At 57.8% G+C, this 26,290-nt stretch carries 29 protein-coding genes; 8 read left to right on the top strand and 21 right to left on the bottom strand.

All coding sequences use genetic code 11. The features are described from left to right. Positions 1-57: 57 nt before the first annotated feature. On the top strand, positions 58-744 hold the full coding sequence (locus ACQG1K_RS10620) for an RluA family pseudouridine synthase (protein WP_367074609.1): 687 nt from the start codon (positions 58-60) through the stop codon (positions 742-744). Positions 745-751: 7 nt separating this feature from the next. Here ACQG1K_RS10620 and ACQG1K_RS10615 read toward each other — a convergent pair whose 3' ends face one another. After that, a complete protein-coding gene (locus tag ACQG1K_RS10615; protein WP_367074610.1) occupies positions 752-1,291 on the bottom strand; it encodes a DUF2058 domain-containing protein in 540 nt (179 codons plus the stop codon). A 168-nt stretch (positions 1,292-1,459) separates the two neighbouring features. Between ACQG1K_RS10615 and ACQG1K_RS10610 the strand changes: the two genes are divergently transcribed. Then, positions 1,460-2,434 (top strand): DUF1852 domain-containing protein, encoded by a 975-nt coding sequence (locus tag ACQG1K_RS10610; RefSeq protein WP_367074612.1) that lies wholly within the window; start codon positions 1,460-1,462, stop codon positions 2,432-2,434. A gap of 26 nt (positions 2,435-2,460) precedes the next feature. Next, the gene (locus ACQG1K_RS10605) at positions 2,461-3,489 is read left to right on the top strand and encodes a methionine synthase (RefSeq protein ID WP_003857302.1); all 1,029 of its coding nucleotides are present in this window, start codon (positions 2,461-2,463) and stop codon (positions 3,487-3,489) included. A gap of 3 nt (positions 3,490-3,492) precedes the next feature. Here the strand turns inward: ACQG1K_RS10605 and ACQG1K_RS10600 are convergent, their stop codons facing one another. Further along, a complete protein-coding gene (locus tag ACQG1K_RS10600; protein ID WP_023296570.1) occupies positions 3,493-4,425 on the bottom strand; it encodes a LysR family transcriptional regulator in 933 nt (310 codons plus the stop codon). A gap of 98 nt (positions 4,426-4,523) precedes the next feature. On the opposite strand from ACQG1K_RS10600, the gene ACQG1K_RS10595 reads away from it, so the two are divergent. Further along, positions 4,524-4,958: a DMT family transporter gene (locus ACQG1K_RS10595; RefSeq protein ID WP_003857304.1), complete on the top strand. Its 435-nt coding sequence runs from the start codon at positions 4,524-4,526 to the stop codon at positions 4,956-4,958. A 4-nt stretch (positions 4,959-4,962) separates the two neighbouring features. Next, positions 4,963-5,421 carry a DMT family transporter gene (locus ACQG1K_RS10590; protein ID WP_022648044.1) on the top strand — a complete coding sequence of 153 codons (459 nt, stop codon included), beginning with the start codon at positions 4,963-4,965 and terminating at the stop codon, positions 5,419-5,421. Here ACQG1K_RS10590 and ACQG1K_RS10585 read toward each other — a convergent pair. Genes ACQG1K_RS10585 through ACQG1K_RS10550 form a run of 8 tightly spaced genes read right to left on the bottom strand, consistent with a single transcriptional unit; the run spans position 5,418 to position 11,298 of the window. Further along, positions 5,418-5,951, bottom strand: coding sequence for a DUF3833 domain-containing protein (locus ACQG1K_RS10585; RefSeq protein ID WP_367074616.1), 534 nt, complete (start codon positions 5,949-5,951; stop codon positions 5,418-5,420). The two genes, ACQG1K_RS10590 and ACQG1K_RS10585, sit on opposite strands and share 4 nt — an antisense overlap. Further along, positions 5,948-6,472 (bottom strand): hypothetical protein, encoded by a 525-nt coding sequence (locus ACQG1K_RS10580; protein WP_032624304.1) that lies wholly within the window; start codon positions 6,470-6,472, stop codon positions 5,948-5,950. The genes ACQG1K_RS10585 and ACQG1K_RS10580 overlap by 4 nt, the downstream gene beginning before the upstream one ends. Continuing rightward, positions 6,469-6,954: a DUF2878 domain-containing protein gene (locus ACQG1K_RS10575; protein WP_046621641.1), complete on the bottom strand. Its 486-nt coding sequence runs from the start codon at positions 6,952-6,954 to the stop codon at positions 6,469-6,471. The genes ACQG1K_RS10580 and ACQG1K_RS10575 overlap by 4 nt, the downstream gene beginning before the upstream one ends. Then, complete coding sequence (locus tag ACQG1K_RS10570) at positions 6,951-8,171, bottom strand: SAM-dependent methyltransferase (RefSeq protein ID WP_063145948.1); 1,221 nt, start codon at positions 8,169-8,171, stop codon at positions 6,951-6,953. Before ACQG1K_RS10570 ends, ACQG1K_RS10575 begins: the two co-directional genes overlap by 4 nt. Continuing rightward, on the bottom strand, positions 8,168-8,890 hold the full coding sequence (locus tag ACQG1K_RS10565; RefSeq protein WP_063163087.1) for a DUF1365 domain-containing protein: 723 nt from the start codon (positions 8,888-8,890) through the stop codon (positions 8,168-8,170). Before ACQG1K_RS10565 ends, ACQG1K_RS10570 begins: the two co-directional genes overlap by 4 nt. A gap of 1 nt (position 8,891) precedes the next feature. Further along, on the bottom strand, positions 8,892-10,151 hold the full coding sequence (locus ACQG1K_RS10560; RefSeq protein WP_332953101.1) for an NAD(P)/FAD-dependent oxidoreductase: 1,260 nt from the start codon (positions 10,149-10,151) through the stop codon (positions 8,892-8,894). Beyond that, a complete protein-coding gene (locus ACQG1K_RS10555) occupies positions 10,148-10,867 on the bottom strand; it encodes an SDR family NAD(P)-dependent oxidoreductase (RefSeq protein WP_022648037.1) in 720 nt (239 codons plus the stop codon). The genes ACQG1K_RS10560 and ACQG1K_RS10555 overlap by 4 nt, the downstream gene beginning before the upstream one ends. Further along, entirely contained in the window at positions 10,864-11,298 is a 435-nt protein-coding gene (locus ACQG1K_RS10550; RefSeq protein ID WP_022648036.1) for a nuclear transport factor 2 family protein, read from the bottom strand. The genes ACQG1K_RS10555 and ACQG1K_RS10550 overlap by 4 nt, the downstream gene beginning before the upstream one ends. A 258-nt stretch (positions 11,299-11,556) precedes the next feature. Between ACQG1K_RS10550 and ACQG1K_RS10545 the strand changes: the two genes are divergently transcribed. Both ACQG1K_RS10545 and ACQG1K_RS10540 read left to right on the top strand, forming a co-directional pair. Further along, entirely contained in the window at positions 11,557-11,754 is a 198-nt protein-coding gene (locus ACQG1K_RS10545) for a hypothetical protein (RefSeq protein ID WP_022648035.1), read from the top strand. 1 nt (position 11,755) lies between these two features. Further along, a complete protein-coding gene (locus tag ACQG1K_RS10540; RefSeq protein ID WP_022648034.1) occupies positions 11,756-12,508 on the top strand; it encodes a hypothetical protein in 753 nt (250 codons plus the stop codon). A 53-nt stretch (positions 12,509-12,561) separates the two neighbouring features. Here the strand turns inward: ACQG1K_RS10540 and ACQG1K_RS10535 are convergent, their stop codons facing one another. Then, entirely contained in the window at positions 12,562-14,538 is a 1,977-nt protein-coding gene (locus ACQG1K_RS10535; RefSeq protein ID WP_022648033.1) for an alkyl/aryl-sulfatase, read from the bottom strand. A 203-nt stretch (positions 14,539-14,741) separates the two neighbouring features. On the opposite strand from ACQG1K_RS10535, the gene ACQG1K_RS10530 reads away from it, so the two are divergent. After that, the gene (locus tag ACQG1K_RS10530; RefSeq protein ID WP_032624309.1) at positions 14,742-15,377 is read left to right on the top strand and encodes a helix-turn-helix domain-containing protein; all 636 of its coding nucleotides are present in this window, start codon (positions 14,742-14,744) and stop codon (positions 15,375-15,377) included. 38 nt (positions 15,378-15,415) lie between these two features. Here the strand turns inward: ACQG1K_RS10530 and ACQG1K_RS10525 are convergent, their stop codons facing one another. The 10 genes from ACQG1K_RS10525 to paaE form a co-directional block, all read right to left on the bottom strand. Continuing rightward, on the bottom strand, positions 15,416-17,413 hold the full coding sequence (locus tag ACQG1K_RS10525) for a BCCT family transporter (protein ID WP_023306141.1): 1,998 nt from the start codon (positions 17,411-17,413) through the stop codon (positions 15,416-15,418). Between the two features lie 179 nt (positions 17,414-17,592). Then, on the bottom strand, positions 17,593-18,198 hold the full coding sequence (gene paaY, locus ACQG1K_RS10520; protein ID WP_426720861.1) for a phenylacetic acid degradation protein PaaY: 606 nt from the start codon (positions 18,196-18,198) through the stop codon (positions 17,593-17,595). 9 nt (positions 18,199-18,207) lie between these two features. Next, positions 18,208-19,143 carry a phenylacetic acid degradation operon negative regulatory protein PaaX gene (gene paaX / locus ACQG1K_RS10515; protein WP_032622213.1) on the bottom strand — a complete coding sequence of 312 codons (936 nt, stop codon included), beginning with the start codon at positions 19,141-19,143 and terminating at the stop codon, positions 18,208-18,210. Positions 19,144-19,276: 133 nt separating this feature from the next. Then, the gene (paaK, locus tag ACQG1K_RS10510; protein WP_023306139.1) at positions 19,277-20,593 is read right to left on the bottom strand and encodes a phenylacetate--CoA ligase PaaK; all 1,317 of its coding nucleotides are present in this window, start codon (positions 20,591-20,593) and stop codon (positions 19,277-19,279) included. A gap of 26 nt (positions 20,594-20,619) precedes the next feature. Continuing rightward, entirely contained in the window at positions 20,620-21,825 is a 1,206-nt protein-coding gene (gene pcaF / locus ACQG1K_RS10505) for a 3-oxoadipyl-CoA thiolase (protein ID WP_367074620.1), read from the bottom strand. Then, positions 21,825-22,247, bottom strand: a complete 423-nt coding sequence (paaI, locus tag ACQG1K_RS10500) for a hydroxyphenylacetyl-CoA thioesterase PaaI (protein WP_337258069.1) — start codon at positions 22,245-22,247, stop codon at positions 21,825-21,827. The genes pcaF and paaI overlap by 1 nt, the downstream gene beginning before the upstream one ends. After that, complete coding sequence (paaH, locus tag ACQG1K_RS10495; RefSeq protein ID WP_426720862.1) at positions 22,237-23,661, bottom strand: 3-hydroxyacyl-CoA dehydrogenase PaaH; 1,425 nt, start codon at positions 23,659-23,661, stop codon at positions 22,237-22,239. Before paaH ends, paaI begins: the two co-directional genes overlap by 11 nt. Before the next feature lies 1 nt (position 23,662). Continuing rightward, a complete protein-coding gene (paaG, locus tag ACQG1K_RS10490) occupies positions 23,663-24,451 on the bottom strand; it encodes a 2-(1,2-epoxy-1,2-dihydrophenyl)acetyl-CoA isomerase PaaG (protein ID WP_113772452.1) in 789 nt (262 codons plus the stop codon). Then, on the bottom strand, positions 24,451-25,218 hold the full coding sequence (gene paaF / locus ACQG1K_RS10485) for a 2,3-dehydroadipyl-CoA hydratase PaaF (protein ID WP_367074623.1): 768 nt from the start codon (positions 25,216-25,218) through the stop codon (positions 24,451-24,453). The genes paaG and paaF overlap by 1 nt, the downstream gene beginning before the upstream one ends. Continuing rightward, positions 25,215-26,285, bottom strand: a complete 1,071-nt coding sequence (paaE, locus tag ACQG1K_RS10480) for a 1,2-phenylacetyl-CoA epoxidase subunit PaaE (protein WP_022648022.1) — start codon at positions 26,283-26,285, stop codon at positions 25,215-25,217. The genes paaF and paaE overlap by 4 nt, the downstream gene beginning before the upstream one ends. Positions 26,286-26,290: the final 5 nt, after the last annotated feature.

Genomic DNA, 26,290 nt, shown 5'->3' with positions numbered 1-26,290 from the left:
TTTTCTTTCCCCCGTATTTCGTTATCATCCGCACCCACTCTCCAGCCCGGCGGCCTGATGTCTGTCATTATCGATACGTTTATTGCACCACCCTGTCACGACGACATTGAGATCCTCTGGCAGGACGAGCATCTGCTGCTGATCAACAAACCCTCAGGTCTGCTCAGCCTGTCCGGGAAAAATCCGCAAAACCGCGATTCCGTCCACCACCGTCTGGTGCAAACCTTTCCCGGCTGCACGCTGGTGCATCGTCTTGATTTTGGCACTTCGGGCCTGATGGTGATTGCACGTAACAAAGCGATTAACGCCGCGCTTTGCCACCAGTTCAGCCAGCGCGCCGTGACCAAGGTTTACACCGCCCTGTTGTGCGGACATGTGGAACAGGACGAAGGGAACGTGGATGCCCCGATTGCCAAAGATCCGGCGCTGTTTCCGCTGATGACGATCTGTGCGCGCACTGGTAAGCCCGCTCGCTCCCGCTATCGGGTGATGGAACGTATTTACCAGGATACGACAATGCCGTTGACGCGGGTTGAGCTTACCCCGGAGACCGGGCGCACCCACCAGCTGCGCATTCACTGCCAGCAGTTAGGCCACCCTATTTTGGGGTGCGATCTGTATGGGGGTCTGGAATGGCCGGGGGCGGAAGAAACGCCCCGGCTGATGCTGCATGCAAGCGTTCTGAGTTTTATTCATCCGCTGAGCGGCGAGACCATGAATGCCCGTCACGCCGCGCCATTCTGAACGATGTTTACCACATTAAATCGTCAGGGATTTTGAAGTGTGCGTACGGATCGTCTTCGTCCTGCTCTTCCTGACTCAGCGCGCTGTTAAGCACAATGCTGTCCGCATCGCGCTGGGCAATTTTATCCGCCACTACCGCCGGGATAATCGCGTAATCACAGTCGCCATTCGCGTTAATCACCAGTCGGGCAATCGCCAGGCGACCGTTGATCAGCTGGGTTTGCGTCTGCTTATCGACGTCGATTTTTTTGATCAGGCTGCCATCGGTAAAGTTAAAGGTAATGTTGCCCTTCGCCACGGTGATGCGGTTCATCTCAATCAGCTGCTTCACCTGCGCCCTGAACTCTTTTGCCAGCACCGCCTGTTTTTGCTGTTCGCTCAGCTGCTTATCACGCTCCAGCTGGGCTTTCTTATTCTCTTCAACAGCCTCTCTCGCCTCGCGAGCCTGGACGCGGGATTTTTTCGCCGTGCGCTGAACCTTCGCCATCTTTTTACTGCTGACTAAGCCCGCTTTCAGCATCTGCTCTTGTAGGGTGAGTTTTGTCATGATCGTTTAAACCGGTTGGAAATGTCGGGGGATTATACCTGAATCGCGCAGTTCATGAAGAACCCTCATGACGCAGTGAAATTAAGTCACTTCCCCTGCGCCAGTGGCTCAGGCATAAATTATGCATTGATAACGTTTAGGCAACATGAACTTAGGATGCATAACCAAATGAGTCAGGCTTTCACATTTACCCTTAAGCGCAGTTGCTTTGATGAAAATTATAACCCGTCAGAAAACACGCGTACCACCACCAACTTCGCCAACCTGGCGCGTGGCGAGAAGCGTCAGGAGAACCTGCGCAATACGCTGATGATGATCAACAACCGCTTTAACGCGCTGGCGAGCTGGGATAACCCAAAATCCGACCGCTATGCCGTCGAGCTGGAGATTATTTCAGTCGATATGAATATCGGCGGCGATTTTACTTTCCCGGCCATCGAAATTCTGCAAACGACGATCGTGGATAAAAAGACCCACGAGCGCATCGAAGGCATCGTCGGGAATAACTTCTCATCCTATGTTCGTGACTATGATTTCAGCGTCCTGCTGCTGGAGCATAATAAAGATCAGCCCCGTTTTACCCTCCCCGAGAATTTTGGCGAGCTGCACGGCAATCTCTTTAAAAGCTTCATTCATTCTGCGGAATATCAGGCGAACTTTAAAAAAGCGCCGGTGATCTGCCTGAGCGTCTCCAGCAAAGACACCTATCGTCGTACCGGTAACCACCACCCGGTGCTGGGGTATGAGTACCAGCCGGACGGCGAGTCGCTAACGGAACAGTACTTCGCGAAGATGGCCCTCAAGGTTCGCTATTTCATGCCGGAAAACAGCGTCGCGCCATTTGCCTTCTTCTTCACCGGCGATTTACTGCGTGATTACACCAATCTGGAACTGATCGGCACCATCAGCACCATGGAGACGTTCCAGAAGATCTATCGACCAGAAATTTACAATGCCAATTCCGCTGCGGGACAGTGCTATCAGCCCGACCTGAATCAGCAGGATCACTCATTAACAAAAATCGTCTATGACCGTGAAGAGCGCAGCCGGCTGGCCATTGAACAGGGTAAATATACCGAAGAGCGGTTCATCAAACCCTATAAAACCCTTCTTGAGCAGTGGTCTCATCACTTCACGCTTTAATTTAATACGAATAAAAGGTTCTTCTTATGAAAACATTGCTCCCGACATCGACGGCTGGCAGCCTGCCGAAACCCACCTGGCTTGCGCAGCCGGAAACGCTCTGGTCGCCGTGGAAACTCCAGGACGAGGAATTACTGGCAGGGAAACAGGATGCGCTTCGTTTGTCTCTGGATGAACAGATTCGCGCCGGGATTGATATCGTCAGCGACGGGGAACAAACCCGCCAGCATTTCGTCACCACCTTTATTGAACATCTCAGCGGCGTGGATTTTGAAAATCGTCAGACGGTGCGGATCCGTAACCGTTACGATGCGAGCGTGCCGACCGTGGTAGACGCGGTGGCGCGCCAGAAACCGGTGTTTGTAGACGACGCGAAATACCTGCGCCAGCTGACGGACAAGCCGATCAAGTGGGCGCTGCCCGGCCCGATGACCATGATCGACACGCTATACGATGCTCACTATAAAAGCCGCGAAAAGCTGGCCTGGGAGTTCGCTAAAATTCTCAATCAGGAAGCCCGCGAGCTGGAGGCGGCCGGCGTTGACATTATTCAGTTCGACGAACCTGCCTTTAACGTCTTTTTCGACGAAGTGAATGACTGGGGCATCGCCGCGCTGGAGCGCGCCATTGAAGGGCTGAAATGCGAAACCGCAGTACATATCTGCTACGGGTACGGCATCAAAGCCAATACGGACTGGAAAAAAACGCTCGGCTCCGAGTGGCGCCAGTATGAAGAGGCGTTTCCTAAGTTGCAGACCTCAAAGATCGATATCATCTCGCTGGAGTGCCACAACTCGCGCGTGCCGATGGATCTACTGGAGCTGATCCGCGGTAAAAAAGTGATGGTCGGGGCAATTGATGTTGCCACCCAGACCATCGAAACGCCGGAAGAGGTTGCCGATACGCTGCGCAAGGCGTTGCAGTTTGTGGATGCAGACAAGCTCTATCCGTCCACCAACTGCGGCATGGCTCCCCTTTCCCGCCAGGTCGCCAACGGTAAGCTGAAGGCATTAAGCGCCGGGGCTGACATTATCCGTCGCGAGCTTGCCCGCTAACCTTCAGGTTTGCCAGTACAGCGGCGTACCGAACCGCTCTATATAGTAGTCAATCACCGCCCTGACGTTCAGGGGCGGATGACGCGCGTTCGGGTAAATCGCCGCAATCGTCAGTGGCTCCGTATTAATAGAACACTCCATTTCCGGCAGCAGTGCCACCAGCTCACCGCTTTTGAGCCGTTCGCTCACCATCCAGTCCGGGAATAGCACAACGCCCATGCCGCCCAGCGCCGCAATCAGGAGCGTTTCCGCGTTATTGGAAGTCATCAGCGGTACGATGGGATAGTGAACCCACGCCTCGCCCGGCTGCCGGATTAGCCAGCGGTTAGGCCCGGACGAGCCGCGGTAAACCAGACAGTGGTGACGGCTGAGATCGTCCGGCCCCTCGGGTGCGCCATGTTTTTGCAGATAGTCCGGCGAGGCCGCCAGATGGTAGAACTGCTGACCGAACACCCGGGCGTGAAACGAGGAGTCCGTCAGCGCGCCGATGCGGAAGATAACGTCCGCGGCGTCGCGGTGCGGATCGATAAAATCGTCGGTGAGGGTCAGTTCAATGGAGAGACGAGGATAACGCGCCAGAAGCCCCGGCAGGCCCGGCGCGATGTGCCGTTGTCCGAAAAAGACCGGGCCATTGATACGCAGCGTGCCCGACGGCTCGCGGGCGCGTTCATCCAGCTCGCGTCGCGCATCCTCCAGATTTCCGGCCATCGCCCGGGCATAGCGCACAAAAAGATGCCCGCTCTCTGTAGGCATAATCGCCCGCGTGTTGCGGTAGAAAAGCTGTTGCCCGAGGGCGTCCTCAAGCTGGTGGATCACGCGGGAAACCTGCGACGCAGAAATCCCTTCCCGCCTCGCCACCACGGAAAAATTCTGCGTTTCATAAACGTCGATGAAGATCAGCAGCGCGCGAATGCTGATATGTCCGGCATCCATCATTAATGCATTTCCTGCACAGGTGTTTCCTGCATTATGGCATTTTTCTCAATGATGTTCAGACGTAATCTTCTCCGCCTGGAAAAAGGAGAAAAAGCGTTATGCACATTATTTTAATTTTACTGGTGATTGCCGGCGGCATGGGGCTGTCCGTGGAAGCCGGGCTGCTGGGGCCGCTGGGCGCGGAGGTGGGCGACCTGTGGGCGGCGTTCAGCATATTTAGCGTGGGAACCGGGCTGACGTTTCTGCTGATGCTGTTTTTCAGCCCCCGCAACAGTCCCTCATTTTTTGCGCAGCCGTCATGGCACCTGCTGGGCGGCGTGCTCGGCCCGGTCTACGTCATCATTCTCACCATTGCCACGCCAGCGATCGGTATTGCTATGACGATGATCGGCATTCTGGCAGGCCAGGTCTTTAAAAGCCTGATTATTGACCACTATGGCCTGCTCGGTACGCCGCACCGCAGGATCGATACAAAACGCATTATTGCGCTGGGATTTATCATCGCCGCGCTCATTCTCGTGGCGCAGGGGTAACGTTATGACCGTGATTATGATTATTCTGGCGGTGATTGGCGGCGCGACGCTGAGCATTCAGGCTGCCATTAACGGGCAATTAGGCAGCAGCGTGGGGGTATTCAAAAGCGCGTTTCTGACCTTTTCCGTCGGCGCGCTGGTAACCGCCCTGCTCATTTTCTTTTTTGAGCCGAAACAGGCGGTCAGCCTGATGGATGTGCCCAAATGGCAGCTTCTGGGCGCCCTGTGCGGCGTCCCTTATATCGTGATTATGGTGCTCGCGGTGCAGCGTATCGGCACCGCCGTTGCCACGGTAGCGGTGATCCTGGGTCAGCTGGCCATGAGCATGCTGATTGATAACTTTGGCTGGCTGAACAATGAAGCCATTCCGTTTTCAGCGAGCCGTTTCGGGGCCGTGGTCTGCCTGAGTATCGCGCTCTTCTTCATCTACTCAAGCAGTAAACCTCAGCCCGAAGAGGATTAACCGCCCTCTTTGCGGGTAAAGAACAGCGTCACCGTGGCGACGGTGACGCCAAATTTCTTCATCTCGGTTTTATTGAACAGACGGGTGCTGTCCTGCAAATACATCCAGTCATCAAAGTGCAGCAGCCAGGTTTTACCGTCCGCCTTCACGTTCATGCTGTAGCGCCAGTTAAGGGCGTTGCCCGAAACCTGACCGGTCGCGACACCTTCTATGTCACCCGCCGTGCCTTCGTAACGATCGTGGCCAATGCGGCGGATATGCCAGACGCGCTTTTGCTTCTCGCCGTCGTCATAGACAAAATGCTCGTTCAGCGTCAGCGTATCGCCGATGACATCTCCGGCGATCTCGACGTGAAAACCGCGGATCTGCTTACCGCTGCGGTCCTGCACCATCCCCCACGCCTCGGTTTTGCCCTGGAAGTAGTGGAAAATATCAAGCCTTGGCTGCTGCTGACGATACTCGGTCACTTCTGTGCTGCACCCGGCCACCAGCATTGTCAGTGTAAGCGCCATTAACAGGAATCGTTTCATTGTGGTCCTCCGATTAACTGCTGACGCAGTTCAGGATACTCGGTGCGGGGATCGAGCCAGATCGCCAGAAAGCGCGAGCTAAACGCTGCCGACTGGCGCGGCCCGAGGGGCGTAAATTTTTTCTGCGACGCCGTGGGGCGATACCAGAATTGCCCCTGACCGTTATTAACCACAAACGCGAGCTGCGTGCCGGGCGTGACGTCGGGCCAGAGCGCTTTTAGCATCCGCAGCCAGGCTTCACTCTGCGGCTCCTGCTGCAAAATGCCCTGCGCCTGCCACTGGTCACGGGTCGCCTCGACCAGGTCGTCGCCATCGATGTCGCGGGCATAGGTGATAATCAGCGCGTTATCGCTGTCTGTTCCTGTATAGCTGCCGTCGGGCGTCAGCAGCTGAGAGGTATAAACGGTAAACGGCCCCCAGGTGAGGGTGGCATCGCCTACCTTGCGCCAGCTCAGCCAGTCAGTCGCCTGCGCGTTACAGGCCATAACGGTTAGCGCGAGCGCGAGTAACAGATGTCTCATTGTTGTCTCCCCATCAGCAGGTGGAAAAACAGCATCAGCACCAGCCAGCCCGGGATCATCCAGCTGACGACGATAAAAGTCGGATCCAGGAACGTGATGGCCCCCAGACGCTCGCCAAACAGGTAGGCCAGCGGCCCGCCCAGGGTCGCCAGCGCCGTCAGCAGCCAGCCCGGCAAGGTGGTCGTGCGGGTCAGTTGCGTCCAGACGGTGGCAAACATCAGCCACAGCGCCACCATCCATAGCGGCATCAGAGACGTGCCAGTGAATGAAATCAACCCCGTCAGCGCCCAAAGGGCGTCCAGCATCGCGCCCGACGCCGCCAGCACAAGAGCGTATACCCGGTGTGATGGCGGTAACAACAGCCAGGCAATCAGCGCCAGCGCGATCCAGATGACCAGCCCCTGCTCGCGAAACAGCACCACCAGCGTCCAGTAGAGATCAAACCCGATGGCCAGCAGAAAGACCTGCCCGTAGCGCTTCATACGCGTTCCGCAGTCAGTTGCACCACGCTGATGGTGCGGGCGTTAAACCCTGCTTCACAGTAGCCGAGGTAGTACAGCCACATCCTACGGAAACGGTCATCAAATCCGAGCTTTTCAATCTCCTGCCAGGCGTGAACGAAGCGCTGACGCCAGTGCGCCAGCGTGCGGGCGTAGTCCGGCCCCATATCGAAGAGGTTACGCACGACAAAATCGGTATGGCGGGTCATCAGTTCATTCATGGCGGTGATGCTGGGCAAAAAGCCGCCGGGGAAGATGTAGCGCTGAATAAAATCGACGCTTTTGCTGTAGTCGCGATAGCGCTGATCCTGAATGGTGATGGCCTGAATCGCCATCCGCCCGCCCGGACGCAGACGCGCCTGGCAGGTGCGGAAAAACGTTGGCAGGTAGCGTTGGCCGACGGCTTCAATCATCTCAACCGACACCAGCTTATCGTACACTCCGGTCAGATCGCGGTAGTCGCAGAGCAGCACCTCAACGCGATCCTGTAAACCTGCCCGCGCGATCCGCGCGGTGGCCCACTGGTACTGCTCCTGCGATAGCGTGGTAGTTGTTACCCGGCAGCCATAATGACGGGCGGCATATTCCGCCATCGCCCCCCAGCCGGTACCAATCTCCAGCAGATGATCGTTTGCGGTGAGCGCCAGTTGGTCGCACAGCCTGGCCATTTTTGCCTGCTGAGCCGCCGCCAGATCCTGCTCTTCCCCGGTAAACAGCGCGCTGGAGTAAAGGAGTTGTTCATCAAGGAAATGGGCGTAAAAGGCGTTGCCCAAATCGTAATGGGCGGCAATATTTTCCCGTGCCTGCGCGCGGGAGTTGCGCCGCATCCAGTGCCGTAGCCGCTCTACCGGTTTCCCGAGCAGGCGAAACCCTTTTTCCAGTTGCCCGAGGATCTGGCTATTGCGCGCTATCAGCTCCAGCAGCGGCGTCAGGTGGGCCGTCTCCCAGTCGCCATCTATCCACGCTTGTGCCGCGGCGAGGCTGCCCCCGGTTAGAATGCGCCAGTAGACGCCCGGCGCGAGTACCTGCACCTCAGCGTGAAGCGCGGTGGAGGCGTCGCCGAACTGGAATGTCTGCGCGCCTTCACGCAGCGTCAGCGAGCCGCCGCGCAGCCCGTTCAGCAGGCGAAAAAGCAGCCATCGCGCGACGCGGACGTTGCGCGGGATATCGGGTTCAAGCGCAAAGACGGGATCGGTCATGAGCGTTCACTCCTGCTTAGGGGATGGTTATGCAGCGGCACGCGCTTCAGCCACAGCCTGAGCGCCTGCCAGTAAATAGCGAGAACGGTTTTGAGGGTCATCAACGGGATCCGCGCCAGCAGCGACCGCAGCGCTGCGCGCGTCAGCGGCTCACGGCGCAGCGTCAGAGTGGCATCAAACACCTTCGTCTCCTGATGGTTTTCGATATGCATGCGCAGCGTGCTGGCCGGACTGTTGAAGCGCCAGTGGTAGACCATGTCCATCGGATTAAAGGGCGAGACGTGAAACGCTTTTTCCGTCGGCGGGGCGTCCCGCCCCGCTACCGCGTAGTAGTGTCGTTCATTCCACGGCGTGTTGCGGACTTCGGCGAGAACCCAGCGCAGGGTGTCTTCCCCGTCATAGCAGTAGTAAAAATTGACTGGGTTAAAATGAAAGCCGAAATAACGCAGTTGGGTTAGAAGCATGACCCGCCCCGCCGGGCGTTCGCCGGTCAGATTTTCCAGACGCTCAAGGACGCACTCTTTGAGCGGCGTGCCCAGCGGGTAGTCCGCATCATAAAATGCCGCGGGCGCAACGCGGTTACGGCGCACACCGACGGAGGGCAGCGCGTCCAGCTCATCGAGATCGAGCCAGGCCATAAAGACGCTGTAGGTAAAGTGGTGCGCTTTTGGCGAAAGACGGCGATGGCGCAATGTGCCGTGGTAAAGGCAGCTGTTCATCTCAGTTGCCCTCCCCGGCCGCGATAGCGTTTACCACATCCAGCGCACTGCGTACCCCATCTTCGTGGAAGCCGTTGTACCAGTACGCGCCGCAGAACCAGCTCCGCTGGCGACCGTTTATTTCTCCGCGTCGGGCCTGGGCTTGCCAGCTTTGCGGGTTAAAAAGCGGATGCTCATAGACAAAGCGGCGCAGCACATAGCGTTCTTCCACCGGCGTTTCCGGGTTGAGGGTGACGCAAAACAGCGGGCTACCCGGCGGCAGTCCCTGTAAGATATTCATGTTGTAGGTGACGCAGGCGCTGGCCCGATCCTGCTCGCTGAGGCGGTAGTTCCAGCTCGCCCACGCGCGCTTGCGCACCGGCAGCCAGCGCGGATCGCTGTGAAGCACCACCTCGTTACGCTGCCAGCCGATATCACCCAGCACCTCACGTTCAGCCTGCGTTGGGCTGGCGAGCATCGTCAGCGCCTGAGCGGAGTGGCAGGCGAAGATCACCTGATCAAAGTTGTCTGTTACGCCCTCACGCGTTATATCAACCCCGCGATCGTGGCGAATAACCTGCTGCACCGGCGCATTGAGGTGCAGCGTCAGGCGATCGCCAAGCTTGTCCATCATCGCGCGGATGTACTCCCGGGAGCCGCCCGGCACCACGTACCACTGCGGACGATGGGTAATGTCCAGCAGACCGTGGTTCTCGAAAAAGCGTAAAAAGAGCGGCAGCGGAAAGCGTTTCATCTCCTGTAGCGAGGATGACCAGATAGCCGCCCCCATTGGCAGAATGTAGTGACGCGCAAAAAAAGGCGTGAAGCGGTGCTGGTGCAGGAACGTCTCCAGCGTGGCGGACTCGCTGACGTCACCCCGGAGCGTCTGTTTCGCCAGCCGGTTAAAGCGCACGATCTCCTTCAGCAGCGTCCAGAAGGCAGGGTTTAACAGATTACGACGCTGGGCGAACAGCGACGTCAGCGTGTGGCCGTTGTACTCCAGCCCGCTCTGCGGGTTATGCACCGAAAAACTCATCTGCGTTTTTTGCCCGCTGATGCCCAGTTCGCTCAGCAGCCCCATGAAGCGCGGATAGGTGCGGTCGTTGTAGACAATAAAACCGGTGTCGATGGCAAAGTTGCCCTGCGGCGTGTCGACATCCACCGTTGCAGTATGCCCGCCCGGCGTAGCCTGCGCTTCAAACAGCGTGACCTGATGATGTCCGGCGAGCCGCCAGGCACAGGTTAACCCGGCGATACCGCTGCCGATAATCGCGATCTTCATGGTCGCACCATCCTGCGCAGCAGTGCGCGCTGAAGTATATCGGGCAGACCGGAGAGCAGGCGCAGCGCCAGGCTAAACCCGGCGGGAAACGCGATATGATCCTTCCCTTTTGCCAGACCGCGACGAATGGCATGGACGGCGTCCTCCACGCTGACCCGGCCCGGCATCGGGAAATCATTTTTTCGGGTCAGCGGCGTGTCGACAAAACCAGGTGAAACGACCGTGACGGCGATCCCTTTCGGCTCCCAGTCGAGGCGCAGCGTGTCGGCAAACCAGGTTAACGCCGCTTTAGAGGCGCCATAGGCTTCGGCTCGCGGGAAGTGAAGCCAGTGCGCCATCGAACTGATCAGCACCACGCGGTTGCCGGATATCAGATGCGGCTGCAACGCCGCAAGGCAGTTTACCGGCCCCATAAAATTGGTGGTCATGACCCGCGCCACCAACGCGGCATCCACCTCGCCACGGTCGAGATACTCGCAGGTTCCGGCGCAAAGAATCACCGTGTCGGCAGCACAGTCCGCCAGCGCCTGGCGACAGGCGTCCCTGTCTGTCATATCGAACAGGCGCACCGTAATGTTGGGGCTGTGCTGATGCACGGCTGCCAGACGTTGCGCATCGCGCCCGCAGGCAATCACCCGGTAGCCATCGTCGGCAAAAGATTTCGCCAGCCCGGCCCCTATGCCCGAGCTTGCGCCGGTGATCAGAACCGTTTTCATGATTTCACTCTCCGCTTAACGCCGCGTACGGCCCAGCCGAGCACCGGAAGATGTTCGTAAATCATCTCTCCGGCATCGTAGTAATCCCGCTGGCGAACTATGCGATCGTCGCGCATGTCGACCACAGAGCAGCCCGGCAACTGGCGCATTGCCCCCCGAGCAATACGCGGGTGCGACCAGTGCATCATCCAGGTAACAACAAAGCGATCGCCCTGCTGCAAGGGTGCATCGACGGTAAAGCGGCACCGCTGGACGTTAGCCAGCAGGTGAGTGAAATAGCGCTGAATCGCGAACAACCCGCTGTGTTCGCCAAAGGGATCGATAAGCGTGGCATCGGCGCGATAAATCTTTGCCAGAGCCGAAGGTGGCTGGGTATCCAGCGTGGCGTAATAATCAACGAATCGACTGATGACGGACGGCAACGTGCTCATGGGTCGCATCCTGGCTGTAAACAACGTAGCGAAATCGCATAATTAAAACTTACACAATTAGCGTTATTTGTCCAAGTTTGTGCAGATATATTTTTTATACTTCTTTTAATTCAGTACTTTAAAAACTTTCCCTGAGGTGCCAATTTGAGTCAAAAGCAGATTCTCACCGCCGTGCCGTTATTTTTTAGGGATAACCTTAAGGCAAAGGTGCCATTTATCTTCCAGACTTATCCTTTTAATTCATAAGGATGTCACGCGATGAAAAATTTACTGATGGCGCTCTTTTCCAGCCCGGAATCCTTGTTGCAGGTTATGAGTCACCAGGAAATTATCGAAGCCGTAGAGGATGGCGACCGCATCATCATCGATCAGGATGGAAACGCCTCGGTTAACTACAAAAGTAACGAGGTTCGGCAGGACTTTCTGCGCCATGTCAACGCGCTGAAGAGGGCCTGAAATGGGAACGGCAATATTCATGGTATTGATGGTATGCGGCTACTGGTACACCAGCCGCGATCTCTCAACCCGGTTCAAAATTAAGCGTTCATTCGGCTGGGATGTCTATTTCCTTGTGGCGCTGTATGGCTGCATTTTCGTTTTACAGGGCGTGATCGCCACCGGCCTGCTCTGGCTGCTGTTGTTCGCCCTCTCCGCCGCCGACAACACGTTCCATTTCACGTCCGCAAAATACGCCGACTGGCAAATTGATTTTATGAACTGGAGCTTTTTAGGGATTCAGGCTCCGGTCGTGGTGATGCTGGCCTTTGCGATCCTGTTTTGTCTCTATCGTTCTAACTGGGCCGGTAGCGCGCGGCTGGACGGCGAAGGCCGGAAAAAGCTCTACAAGCGGCTGGCACAATCGAGCGGGATTGAACAACTGCTCTATCAGTGCATGGAGGAAGGTGAACTTGCGCACGTCACGCTGAAGTCGCGGCGGATTTATATTGGCATGATCCATACCGCCACGCTGGAGTATGAAAAAACCGCCAATATCGTGCTTATCCCGATGCTGAGCGGCTACCGCGACGGGGAGAACATGCAGCTGTGTATTGAGCACAACTACAGCAAATGGTACGCCGAGCATGAGGTTACGCTCGACTCAGAGCCAAAAAGCGCTATGGATTTCCGTAAGGTGATCATGCTTGATCAGATCGAGAGTATTTCACTGTTCGATCCGGCAAGTGCCAGCGCGCTGGCGATGCGTGAATAAAAAAATGGCGCCTTATTTCTAAGGCGCCAGGATTATGTGGATGAAACCTGAACTTATGGCGTTACTATATTGAACCAGAAGTCAAATTTGTCCATGTAGCTCAGCATCTCTTCCAGCTTCGCCCCGTTTCCACTCACCTTCACGTCACCTTTATCCATCGCCTGCTTCAGCGTCTCTTTCTTAAGGATGATGTTGTTCAGCGTGGTGCGGTCAAGCGCGATAGTTGCGTCGGCATCCTTCGCCTGCGCGTTGGCGGTATGGTTCAGCACGCCGTTTTCCAGCTCCAGCTTGTATTTGCCGCCATCCTTACCGAGATCGACATTGAAGACCGCCTTCGCGTTACCGGCCCGCACCCCGTTGATGTGCACACCCAGGTAGTCGAAGAACATTTCCGGGGTCATCGCTCGCACGGTATCCGGGCTGGCGGTGTTCGGCGTCGGCAGCTTCTTCACGCCATTACGCAGTTCTTGCGCGCCGGTCAGGTAGAAGTTACGCCAGGTGCCCGCTTCCGCCTGGTAACCTAACTGCTCAAGCGCGTCGGCTTCCAGATTACGGGCAGCCTGGTTGTTAGGATCGGCAAAGACCACTTTGCTGACCACCTGAGCAACCCAACGGTAATTACCCTGCTGATAATCCGCTTTGGCTTTCTGCATGATGGCATCAGCGCCGCCCATGTACTGCACGAACTTCTTCGCAGCCTGTTCAGGCGGCAGCTCGTCGAGGGTTGCCGGGTTGCCGTCGAACCAGCCGAGATAAAACACGTAAGTGGCTTTGACGTCGTGGCTAACGGAGCCGTAGTAACCGCGGCTTGCCCACTGTTTCTCGAGCGATTCCGGCAGCTTAAATTCTGCGGCGATCTCATCGCGAGTCAGGCCTTTGTTGGCCATACGCAGGGTCTGGTCGTTGATGTAGCGGTACATATCGCGCTGGCCTTTCATCAGCTTGACGATATTCTCGTTACCCCAGGTCGGCCAGTGGTGCTGCGCAATAATCACTTCCGCGTCCGCGCCCCAGCGCTCAATGGCGGCGTTAATGTACTTAGACCAGGCCAGCGGGTCGCGGATTTTCGCGCCGCGCAAGGAGTAGGTGTTGTGCAGAGTATGGGTCACGTCCTCTGCGGCCTCGATCATTTTCTTCTCTTTGACGTACCACAGCATCTCCGACGGAGCTTCTGAACCCGGCGCCATCATAAAGTCGTAGGTCAAACCGTCGATCACTTCTTCCTGACCGGTATGGGTAATGTAGTCGGTCGGCGGGATGAGGGTGACAGTACCCGCAGAGGTGGTGGTGCCAAGGCCTGCACCCACCTGGCCTTTTGCATCCGGCTTCAGCAGGTTGCCGTACATATAGCTCGCACGGCGGCTCATCGCGTTTCCGGCCATAATGTTTTCGGAAACCGCCTCTTTCATAAAGCCATCCGGCGCGTAGATTTTCACTTTGCCAGACTTGACGTCAGCTTCGTCAACCACGCCGCGCAGGCCGCCATAGTGGTCAACGTGGCTGTGGGTGATCACCACAGCGACGACCGGTTTCTTGCCGCGGTTTGCATAGTAGAGATCCAGCGCTTCTTTCGCCGGTTCAGCGCTTAACAGCGGGTCGATAACGGTAATGCCCTTCTCGCCCTCAATGATGGTCATGTTGGAGAGATCGAGATTACGGATCTGATACACGCCGTCGGTGACCTTAAACAGCCCGCCAATGTTGATCAACTGTGACTGACGCCACAGGCTCGGGTTAACCGTATCCGGGGCTTTTTCACCCTCTTTGACGAAATCATATTTCGCCGGGTTCCAGATAACGTTCCCCTGCTCGCCTTTGATCATGTTTTGCGGCAGCGGGGCGATAAAGCCTTTATGGGCATTTTCAAAGTCGGTTTTATCGGCAAACGGTAATTTGTTATACAGGGCGTTATTAGCCTGCTGGGTTGTAGGAGTGGCATCCTGCGGCTGTACTTCCGCAAACGCGGAAAGCGACAGCGACGTCAACACACCGGCCAGCGCCAGATGTTTAGCGATTATCGTTAATTTCATTAAATGGCCTCATAGATTAATTGCGCCGCCAGCGATATTTAATTGTGGCGGATAATTTTAATGCGAACTCATTGAGGACCATTCTAACCAGAATACCTTCCCTTCATAGTCCCATATGGGACTGGTTATTTATCGATTCGTAATCCGTGGGCTATTGCTGCTATACTCGCTACCATAGCAGACGTTGCGGGGAGAGGCTTAGCGTGAATTTTCAGGATATCCATACCTATTATCAGCAACTCAATATTGGGCAATTTTTTCCGCAAATGCTTTGTGAAGGCGAGGTCTTAACCGTTGCCGCAAATAAAAAACTCACCGTTGAACCTGGCTATATTTATTTCTGTACTGAAGGGTCGCTGACGATATTAATGCCTGATGATGGGCTGAATATTGGCAATACTATTGAGTATATGCCGATCGGGTTAATGGAAAGGTATTGTCCACTGGCGAAGTATGAATATCGCAGCAGTGCCAGGGTGAAACTGGTGAGAATATCCTGGGCCGACTTCGACCAGATATTTTTCCAGGGTGGGCCTGAGCGCATGCAGGCGCTGGCCACCATACTGACTTACATGTCGATATTCACCATCGACCTGCATAACGAACGCAGGCAGGTCACCAGCTACCAGACCATTAAACCCATGCTCTATCGCTATCTTTATCGGCAGGAAACCCACACGGGAGAGAATGAGGGTCTGGCGCTGTTTATCATCAAGCGCACTAACCTGTCGCGAACGCATGTCTTTCGCGTGCTGGCGGATCTTAAAGCCGGGGGCTATATCACCATGAAGCGCGGAAAGCTGGTGTCGATAGACCGTCCGCTGCCGGAGGCGTATTAAATTACGCCCCTGAAGCGAATGCTTCAGGGGCTGGCTGATTAACGCACCAGGTGCAGGAAGTGCAGATGTTTTTCATACTGGTCCAGGATATCGTTAATTAACTGCTCCTGGTTCCAGCCCATCACATCGTAATTTTGCCCACCTTCCTTGAGGTAGATTTCTGCCCGATAGTACCGGTGCTGTTCTGCCTGATTCTCATCATTCTCCATGGCCGCTAGCGCGAAGGTCGGCGAGTTATAGCCACGCAGCCTGACTTCATAAATGAAATTCAGCTCATTGCCTAAATCCACCTCAAGGCGAATACGATCGTCCGACGCGTCGCTGATATGGCTCTGCGTTCCCTGCTTATTCAGTTCATCCTGCACCAGCACCATGGCCGGTTTGATCACCTCTTCCATAAAGCGTTTCACCAGGGAGCGTTTAGGTAAGTATGCGATGTTACGCAGTCTGCGCTGCCACGGAATGGGGTTACGGGCCGCTGTCGGCGCGATCGTGGCCATACTCAGGCTCTCGCGTTTGGTCAAATCGCGTCGGAGCGCCTTCAGCAACCCATAGATTGAGACCAGCAGGATCATCGAGAACGGTAGCGCGCTGGCGATGGTCACGGTTTGCAGCGCACTCAGCCCACCCGCGAGCAGCAGCGCGATAGCGACTACGCCCATCAGCGCGGCCCAGAAGATGCGCTGCCAGACGGGGGTATTGGCCTCGCCGCCGGACGCGAGGGTATCCACCACCATCGCCCCGGAGTCGGCTGAGGTCACAAAGAAGACGATGACCATCGCCATGGCAATAAATGACAGCACGGAAGAGAACGGGAAATGCTCAAGGAAATTAAACAGCGCCAGCGCCACGTCCTGCTGGACGGTATTCGCCAGATCGGACGCTCCCTTGTTCATGATGAGGTAAATGGCGCTATTGCCGAACACCGTCATCCACATCAGGGTAAAGCCCGCCGGGACAAACAGCACGCCGGTCACGAACTCGCGGATGGTTCTGCCGCGGGACACACGGGCAATGAACATCCCGACAAACGGCGACCAGGACAGCCACCAGCCCCAGTACAGCAGCGTCCAGCCTCCCAGCCAGTTGCTGGATTTCGGTTCATAAGCGTACAGGTTAAACGTCTTGCTCACCAGCTCGGACAGGTATCCGCCGGTATTTTCCACAAAGGATTTCAGCAGGAGTACGGTTGGCCCCAGGCACAACACCAGCACCAGCAGCAGTACCGCCAGCCCCAGATTGAGCTCTGATAAAATGCGAATGCCTTTATCCAGACCGGACACCACAGAAATGGTCGCCAGCCCGGTAATCAGGACGATAAGGATCACCTGCACGGTATCGTTGATGGGTACGCCAAAAAGGTGGTTCAGCCCGGCATTGACCTGTAAAACGCCGTAGCCTAACGAGGTCGCCACGCCAAATACGGTGCCGATTACCGCGAAGATATCCACCGCATGACCTATCGGGCCGTAAATACGGTCGCCGATAATCGGATAAAGCGCCGAACGAAGCGTCAAAGGCAGGCCGTGGCGGTAGCTGAAGAACGCCAGAATCAACGCAACGATGGCGTAGATAGCCCAGGCGTGCAGCCCCCAGTGGAAGAATGTCAGCCGCATGGCCTCTTTGGCCGCAGCGACCGTTTCAGGTGTCCCCACCGGCGGGGAAAGGTAGTGCATGACCGGCTCCGCCACGCCGAAGAACATCAGGCCGATCCCCATCCCCGCCGAGAACAGCATCGCGAACCACGAGTGATAGCTGAAGTCAGGCTGGGAGTGGTCGGGCCCGAGTTTAATATCGCCGTAGCGGGACAAGCCGAGGAACGTCACGCTCATTAAAATCAGCGCGACGGCAAGAATGTAAAACCAGCTGGCGTTGGTGAATATTTGCTGTTGCAGTAGCTTAAAGTTTTTATCGGCAACGTCAGGGAAAATCGCGGCAAAGGCGACAAGAAGGAAAATTAACAAAGCAGATGTGTAAAATACCGCTTTGTTAATCTGGCTTTTGGACTGCTTTGGGATAGTGTCGTTTTCACTCATATAGTGTCTTCCATAAACGCATTGACCGCTCTGAATGAGAGGCGTGATCTGCGTCAGGGTAACAAAATCCCTTTATGAATGCAGGTCTGAAACGTTCAATTATACACTATCCCCAAAGGGTATTTGTTGCGCGTTAACGCATCCTCATGCCATTGCATTATTTCGCAGGCAAGAAATGGTTAATTATCCCGGCCAGCCGACTTGGGCCGTAAGTTCTCATCGAATACCAGCCGTTTGCGTCCGGGCTCTTCTTCCCGCAGCGGCTCTACCTGATGCAGCGTTTGCTTACAGCGATCCACCAGCACCTGATACTCCCGCGTGCCCTGCTTTTTCCACTCTATTTCCTGCGCGCTTAGCTCACGAATCGCTTTCGCCGGACTGCCAAGAATTAAGTGATTCGCAGGCATTTCCGCTTTGGCCTTCACAAACGCCGCCGCCCCGACGATGCTGTTTTCGCCGATCGTCGCTCCGTCCATCACCACCGCATTCATCCCCACCAGCGCATTACGACGGATAATGCAGCCATGCAGGATCGCGTTGTGGCCGATATGCCCGTCCTCTTCCACCACCGTGTCCTGCTCCGGAAAACCGTGCATCACACAGTTATCCTGAATGTTCGCGCCGTCTTTCACCACGATCCGGCCAAAATCACCGCGCAGGCTGGCGTTGGGGCCTACGTAAACACCTTTGCCGAGGATCACGTCGCCAATCAGCACCGCGGTCGGGTGAACATAGCTCTCTTCAGGCACGACCGGCGTCAGACCATCAATTTGATAAACAGGCATACCCTCTCCTTATGTGATATTCAGACCACCAAAACGCTGGTGATAAAGCGTGCCGGGCGCGGGCAGCTCGCCGACGGAGGTTTCCCCCTTCTCACTGACAAACGCCAGGGCTCCCGCTGCCACGCGCTGGTAGATGTTAATGCACAGCTGTCGCGCGCTCTGTCCCGCCCAGTGCGCCGGGAGTAACTCCTCCGGCAACAGCGGATCTTTCAGCACCACGCGACGATAAAAATGAATGAGTAACAGCTGGATCTGGAAGCAGCGTTCCGGGGTTAAATCCTCGGGCGACGCCTCTTTCAGCAGCGGCAGCAGCGGACGGAACGAGTTGATAAACGTTTCGTACATCGCGTTTTGTTCGGTCAACTGCCAGCACTCTTCCACGCGGGATCGTAACGCCGCGCGTGACAAAGCCAGCGGCGAATGAGCTTCAAAGAAAATGACGTTTTCCGCCACGCCCGCGTCATGCAACAGCGACTGCACGTCCGCGAGGTTCTGCGACGGCGAGGCCATCAGGCTCGGCGCCAGCGTGCCGAACCCTTGCCAGATGAGCTGTTTTTTCACGTCCGCGAGCGTGGTTTTATCCAGCCCCTCGGAAAGCAGCAGCAGCCATTTACCATCCCACGCCGGCAATTCTGCACGGTAGATTTTATTTTCCGCGCGTCGGGTCAAACGCAGCCCCTTGTCGCTGAGACGGTAAAAGCTGCGGCGGCCAATGCGGGACACGTCCAGCCAGCCCTCTTTGTTGAGGCGAAACAGCGCGGTGCGCACAAAGCGCTCCCCGAATCCCATCCCTTCCAGCAGGGCCGCCAGGCTGCCGAGCCAGATCTCTCCGCCGCGATGGGAAAGCGCGTCGCCATACAGCGAGGAGATAAGCGACGTTCCGCTGACGGGAACAGAGCTGACTGCGTGCTGGATAAAGGCATCAAGTTTATTCATGTGATTCATTCTGTTGTTATTTTTTTCCTGGATGAATCATAGCATAGGAATTTGGGGTTCCCCCCTCACCCTAACCCTCTCCCAAAGGGAGAGGGAACTTAATACACCCTCTCCCTTTGGGAGAGGGCTGGGGTGAGGGAATTCAACCGTTGGCCGCAACCTTACGCAAATCAAACACCCGGCAGGCTTTACCCTCGGATCGCGGTATGCTTCCGCAGTTAACGATCATCACATCGGTTGAAATCCCCACCATCGATTTAATCCGATGACGCAGCTGATGGCAGACCTGACAACGCTGTTCATGCGTCAGCGTTAAGCTACTCTGTTTCAGCTCGACCTTCACCGAAAGTGAATCAAGATGCCCGCGGCGGTTCACCTCCAGCTGATAGTGCGGCGAAAGATGTTCGAACTTGACGATCTCCTCTTCCAGCTGTGACGGGAAGACGTTAACGCCGCGAATGATGAGCATGTCGTCGCTGCGCCCGCTGATGCGATCCATCCGGCGCATGGTGCGTGCGGTGCCCGGCAGCAGGCGCGTCAGGTCGCGGGTGCGGTAGCGGATCACCGGCAGCGCCTCTTTGGTCAGCGTGGTGAACAGCAGTTCGCCCTGCTCGCCGTCGGCCAGCGGCGTGCCGTCATTCGGGTTGACGATCTCCGGGAAGAAGTGATCTTCCCAGATGGTCGGACCGTCAGCGGTTTCAAGACACTCCATCGCCACGCCCGGCCCCATCACCTCGGAGAGACCATAGATATCCAGCGCGGTAATGCCCAGCCGTTTCTCGATTTCGCGGCGCATCGCCTGCGTCCACGGCTCGGCGCCAAACACGCCGACGCGCAGGGAACAGGCGCTGGCATCACCGCCCATCTGACGCTCCAGCTCTTCGATCAGGTTCAGGCAGTAAGAGGGCGTCACCATGATCATATCCGGCTGGAAATCGCGGATCAGCTGCGCCTGCTTCTCCGTCTGGCCGCCGGACATCGGGATCACCGTCGCCCCCAGACGCTCTGCACCGTAGTGCGCCCCCAGCCCGCCGGTGAAGAGCCCGTAACCGTAGGCGACGTGAATTTTATCCTTCGCGCTGCCCCCGGCGGCGCGCAGGGAACGGGCGACGATATTGGCCCAGTTGTCGATATCATTCTGGGTATACCCCACCACGGTCGGCTTTCCGGTGGTGCCCGACGAGGCGTGAATACGCACCACCTGCTCCATCGGCACCGCAAAGGTATCGAACGGGTAGTTGTCGCGCAGATCCTGCTTGGTGGTGCACGGGAATTTTTGCAGGTCCGCCAGCTCGTTGAAATCGTCAGGGTGAACGCCCGCGGCATCAAACTTGCGTTTGTACATCGGAACGTTGTTGTAGGCGTGGTTCAGCGTCCACTTCAGGCGCGCGGTCTGCAACGCCTGCAATTCATCAATGGACGCGGTTTCGATCGGATCAAGCTTTGTTGTATTTATCATCGCAGGGTACTCACATTATTGTTCGCTCAAACACGCTCAAGGATCATGGCAATGCCCTGACCCACACCGATGCACATCGTACACAGCGCGTAGCGCCCGCCGCGTCGGTGCAATTCATTGCTCGCGGCCAGCGCCAGTCTGGCACCGCTCATTCCCAGCGGATGACCTAGCGCGATCGCTCCGCCGTTCGGGTTGACATGCTCCGCGTCATCCGGCAAGCCCAGCTGACGCAGCACCCCCAGCGTCTGTGCGGCGAAGGCTTCGTTAAGCTCAATGACGTCCATATCGGTGATACTGAGTCCGGCACGTTCCAGCACCTTACGGGTGGCGGGAACCGGGCCTAATCCCATCAGACACGGCTCGACGCCCGCGGTCGACATGGCCACAATGCGGGTGCGCGGGGTTAACCCCTGGGCAAGCGCCATCGGCTCGCTGGCGATAATCAGCGCCGCCGCCCCGTCGTTGACGCCAGAGGCGTTCCCCGCCGTCACCACACCGTTCTTGCGAAACGGGGCTTTCAGCGCGGCAAGCTGTTCAAGGGTGGTTTCGGCGCGCGGATGCTCGTCTACGCTCACTTCCGTTACCGCGCCTTTTTTCCCCGTTACCTGTACCGGGATTATCTCCTGCGCCAGAACGCCATTCTGCTGCGCCAGCGCGGTGCGCTGCTGGCTGCGCAAGGCAAATGCGTCCTGATCGGCACGGCTTATATTTAACAATTCCGCTACATTCTCTGCCGTTTCCGGCATGCTGTCAGTTCCGTATTGCTGATGCATGAGCGGATTCACAAATCGCCAGCCGATGGTGGTATCGAAGATCTCCGCCTGACGCTGAAACGCCGCGGTGGCTTTACCCATCACGAACGGCGCACGGGACATGGATTCGACGCCACCGGCGATCAGCAGATCGCCATCCCCGGCCTTAATGGCGCGCGCCGCAAAGCCAAGGGCATCCAGACCGGAGCCGCACAGGCGGTTAATGGTGGTACCGGAAACGGTCTGCGGCAGCCCGGCCAGCAGCGACGACATGCGCGCCACGTTGCGGTTATCCTCTCCGGCCTGATTTGCGCAGCCGAAGATCACGTCATCTATGCGCTCCAGATCGAGCTGCGGGTAACGCGCCAGCAGCGCACGCAGCGGAACGGCCCCTAAGTCATCGGCACGCAGGCTGGATAATCCTCCACCGTAGCGACCGACCGGGGTACGCACACCCTCACAAATAAATGCGTTACGCATCAGGCTTCTCCTGTCACACTGCCGCCGGTGCGGTGGGATTTCCCGCGAAAAAGAGCGACGGTTTTCTGTTGTTGATTCTGAATTTCAATGTCATAGACGCCGGTCAGTTTGCCCTGATGCTTCACCCGCGCGGTAGCAGTCAGCTTATCGCCGCCAAAGCCCGGACGCAGAAAATCGATGGCGCAGCCTGAGGCCACCGCCGCCAGCCCCTGACTGTTGCAGGCGTAGGCAAAGGCGGTATCGGCCAGCGAGAATAGCTGTCCGCCGTGGCAGGTTTTATGCCCGTTAAGCATCTGCGGGGTGATGGTCATGGTCACCACCGCGTAGCCCTCGCCCATCTCGATAATGTCCATCCCCATCGCCTGCGCGCAGGCGTCCCGTTCGTACATCGCGCGGGCGTTATGCCAGGCGTTATGACTCATAACTACTCTCCAGAAGCGCACGCTGGCGCAGCAGTGAACAGGGGCGATAACGTTCCTCGCCGTAGTGACGTTGCAGGTTCTCCAGCAGCGTTAACAGACGCTGCCAGCCAAGGCGCTCGCCCCAGGCGATGGGGCCGCAGGGATAGTTGACCCCTAAGCGCATGGCGGTATCGATGTCTTGCTCACTGGCGACCCCTTTTTGCAGGGCATCCAGCGCTTCGTTGGCAATCATCGCCACCGTGCGCCAGATCAGCAGGCCGGGGTAATCCGCAATCTGGACCACACGTTTCTCCTGGTGCTGCAACCAGTAAATGGCTTTCTGCGTGGCGGCGTGCGGGTTGCCGGGCGCGGCGGCTATAACGGCCACATCCCGCTCGATGCGGTCGACCACCACCACCGGACAGCCGTGGCGCAGCGCCAGCGACTGCGCGGTTTCACCCTGCGTTTCGATCAACAACAAATCGTCAATTTCCGTGACACCGTCACTTCTTCGCTGTGCGCGCATCGGGCTGAAGCTGTGGCTGACCGGGGCGAGCCAGCTGACGGCGGGTTTGTCCTCCTGCCAGCGGTAAACGCCCTGCCCGCTTTTCTTACCCAGACGCCCCGCCAGCACCAGCTCCTGCTGCACCAGCGACGGCAAAAAACGACGCTCCTGCCAGAAGGCGTTAAATACGGAGCAGGTCACGGCAAAGTTGACGTCCTGACCAATCATGTCCGTCAGCTCAAGCGGCCCCATCGGGAAACCCCCGCCGTCTCGCAGGGCGGCGTCGATCACCTCGGGCGCTGCCACCTGCTCTTCCAGCGCGCGCCAGGCTTCCGAGTAGAAAGGACGCGCTACGCGGTTGACGATAAACCCCGGTGTGGACTGGCAGCGTACCGGCTGCTTTCCCCAGCTCAGCGCCAGCTCGCACAGCGCATCGGCCACTTCGGGTGAGGTCGCCAGCCCGCTGACCACCTCCACCAGCTTCATCACCGGGGCAGGATTGAAGAAGTGCAGCCCGGCGACGCGTTCAGGGTGGTTTATCTCCGCCGCAATCGCGGTAACGGAAATAGACGAGGTATTGCTGGCGAGTAGCGTCTGCGGCGGGCAAACCTCTGCCAGCTGGGTAAACAGCGCCTTTTTCACTTCAAGCCGCTCGGAGGCCGCCTCGATCACCAGATCGGCTTTCGCCAGAGCACTGATATTCGTTACCGGCGTCAGGCGGGCGAGGATCTGTTCCCCGGCGTCGGCAGAGAGTTTTCCGCGCGCAACGCGAGAGGACAGCCGCTGGCGAATGCCGTCGACGGCGCGGGAAATCGCCGCAGCGTCAATGTCGTACACCAGAACCGGATGACCGTGGCTGGCTGCCACTTCGGTAATCCCGGCGCCCATGGTGCCGCTGCCAATGACGGCGACCGTATGGATATTCACCATCTTATTTCCCCGTAAAGTTCGGCGCGCGTTTTGCCAGGAACGCGCTGACGCCTTCCCGGTAGTCGTCGCTGCGTCCGGCCAGACGTTGATAGTCGCGCTCCAGATCAAGCTGGGCGTCGAGGGTGTTGGTTTCGGCGGCGTTGATCGCCTGCTTGATCAAGCCCAGGCCAAAGGTCGGCTGCGAGGCAAAATGCAGCGCCATCTGCTGTGCGGTGGCGGAGAGCTGCTCGTCGTCCACCACCTGCCAGATCATTCCCCAGGCCTGTGCCTGCTCGGCGCTGAGCTTGTCGCCCAGCAATGCCAGCCCCATGGCGCGGGCGCGTCCGGTCACGCGCGGCAGCAGCCAGGTTCCGCCGCAGTCCGGTACCAGCCCGAGCTTGCTGAAGGCCATCACAAAGCTGGCTGAACGGCCCGCAATCACCATGTCACAGCCGAGGGCCAGCGTGGCTCCTGCCCCCGCCGCCACGCCGTTAACCGCGCAAATCACCGGCTTCGGCAGTTTTGCCAGGCGGCGCACCAGCGGGTTGTAAAAAGTCTCAACGGACATGCCCAGATCCGGCGCAGGGCCGGTCGGGTCCACGTTACGGTCGTTGAGATCCTGCCCGGCGCAGAAACCGCGTCCTGCCCCGGTGATCAGCAGGCAGCGGATAGCGTCATCGCGCTCGGCCTGCTTCAGGCATTCGGAAAGCTGCTGGTGCATGACGTCGTTAAAGCTGTTCAGGCGCTCCGGGCGGTTCAGCGTAATGGTCATTACGCCCTGCTCAACATGGCTCAGAATAAATTCCACAATTAGCGTCCTTTAAAGTCTGGGGTGCGTTTTTGTAAAAAGGCGTTGATACCTTCCCGGCGATCGTCGGTGGCCGCGAGTAGCGCAAACAACTGACGCTCCTGCGCCAGCCCGGCCTGAAGCGGCACTTCCTGCGACTGGCGAAGCGCCTGCTTCGCCGCCTGTAACGCCAGCGGCGAGTGGCGCGCCATCAGCCCCGCCTGCTTCAGGGCGTACTCCAGCGTCAGCGAGGCCGGGTAGACGTCGCTGACCAGCCCGGCGCTGTGCGCCTGAACCGCCGTGATGCTTTCGCCCGTCAGCACCATTTTGCTGGCCAGCGATTTGCCCACGCTACGGATTAGCCGCTGTGTGCCGCCTGCGCCCGGCATGCTCCCGAGGGTGATTTCCGGCAGGCCAAAGCGGGCGTTATCACCGGCAATCACCACGTCGCAGAGCAGCGCCAGCTCACAGCCTGCCCCCAGCGCGTAGCCGTTCACGGCGGCAATCAGCGGTTTGGTGAAGGCGTTTATCCGCGCCCACAGCTGCGGGCGGATATCGTTCAGGGTGGCGGGCAGGTCTTTCTCCGCCATTTCGTTGAGATCGGCCCCGGCGGCAAAGCAGCGTTCGTTGCCGTAAATCACACAGACGGCGATCTCCGCATCCACGGCGGCGGCTTCAAGCTGCTCCGCGATTTGCGTGAGCAGCGCATTGTTGAGCGCGTTGCGCGCCGCCGGACGGTGAAGCGTCAGCTGCAACACGCGGCCATGACGGGTGACAATCAGTTCGCTCATGCCATCCCCTTCGCATCAAAATCGACGATAACGTCAGCGGTTAACGGCAGCGCCTGACAGCTCAGCACATAGCCTGCGGCCAGCTCGTCCGGCTCCAGGCTGTAGTTGGTCGCCATGTCCACCTTCCCGCGAAGCACTTTGCATTTGCAGGTGGCGCACACGCCGCCCTTGCAGGCGTAAGGCAGATCCGCCCCCTGACGCAGGGCCGCGTCAAGAATGCTCTCGTCGTCCGCCGTCAGGGTGATCTCCCTGTCGCGCCCGTCCTGACGGACGGTGACCTTCTGCCCGTCGGCCTGCACGCTGACTGTCCGTTTAACGGGGGTTCCCGGCGTGTTAAAGCGTTCAAGATGGATCGCTTTTTCCGGCATACCCAGCGCTTTCAGCGCCGCCTCAGCCTCGTCCATCATCGCCGACGGGCCGCAGATGAAGGCTTCATCGTACTGGCGGAAATTCACCAGCGTTTTTGCCAGCGCCTGGAGCTTTTCCCCGTCAATACGGCCATGGAGCAGATCGCTGTCGAGCGTCTCCTGGCTGAAGATAGAGATCAGCTGCAAACGCTGCGGGTATTTATCTTTCAGGTCCGCCAGCGCCCGGCGGAACATCATGCTCTGGCTGCTGCGGTTACCGTAAATCAGGGTGAAGTGGCTGTGGGCTTCAGTGGCCAGCGTAGCGGACATAATCGCCAGCATCGGGGTGATCCCGGACCCGGCGGCAATCGCCAGATAGTGGCCTTCGCGTTCGGCCTGCGGCTGGTAGCCAAAATGCCCCTGGGGAACCATCACCTCCAGCGCCATGCCAGGTTTGATCTCGTCCCGGGCATAGCGGGAAAAACGTCCGCCCTCGATGGCTTTGACCGCCACGCTGATCTCACCGCACGCGGTGCTCCGGCAGATGGAGTAGCAGCGGCGCAGTTCATCCCCGCCAGGACTGGCTTTCAGGGTCAAATGTTGACCGGGACGGAAGCGGTACGCCTCCTGTAACGCCTGCGGCACCGCGAAGGTAATGGTCACCGCGTCGCGGGTTTCGGGTTCCACTTTTGCCACTGTTAATGAATGAAACGTTGTCATGGCAG

It is taken from the genome of Enterobacter cloacae complex sp. 402C9 (assembly GCF_050030745.1).
Taxonomy (GTDB): domain Bacteria; phylum Pseudomonadota; class Gammaproteobacteria; order Enterobacterales; family Enterobacteriaceae; genus Enterobacter; species Enterobacter intestinihominis.
The sequence above is the reverse complement of the archived record's forward strand: the minus strand, read 5'-3'. Positions and strand labels throughout refer to the sequence as shown.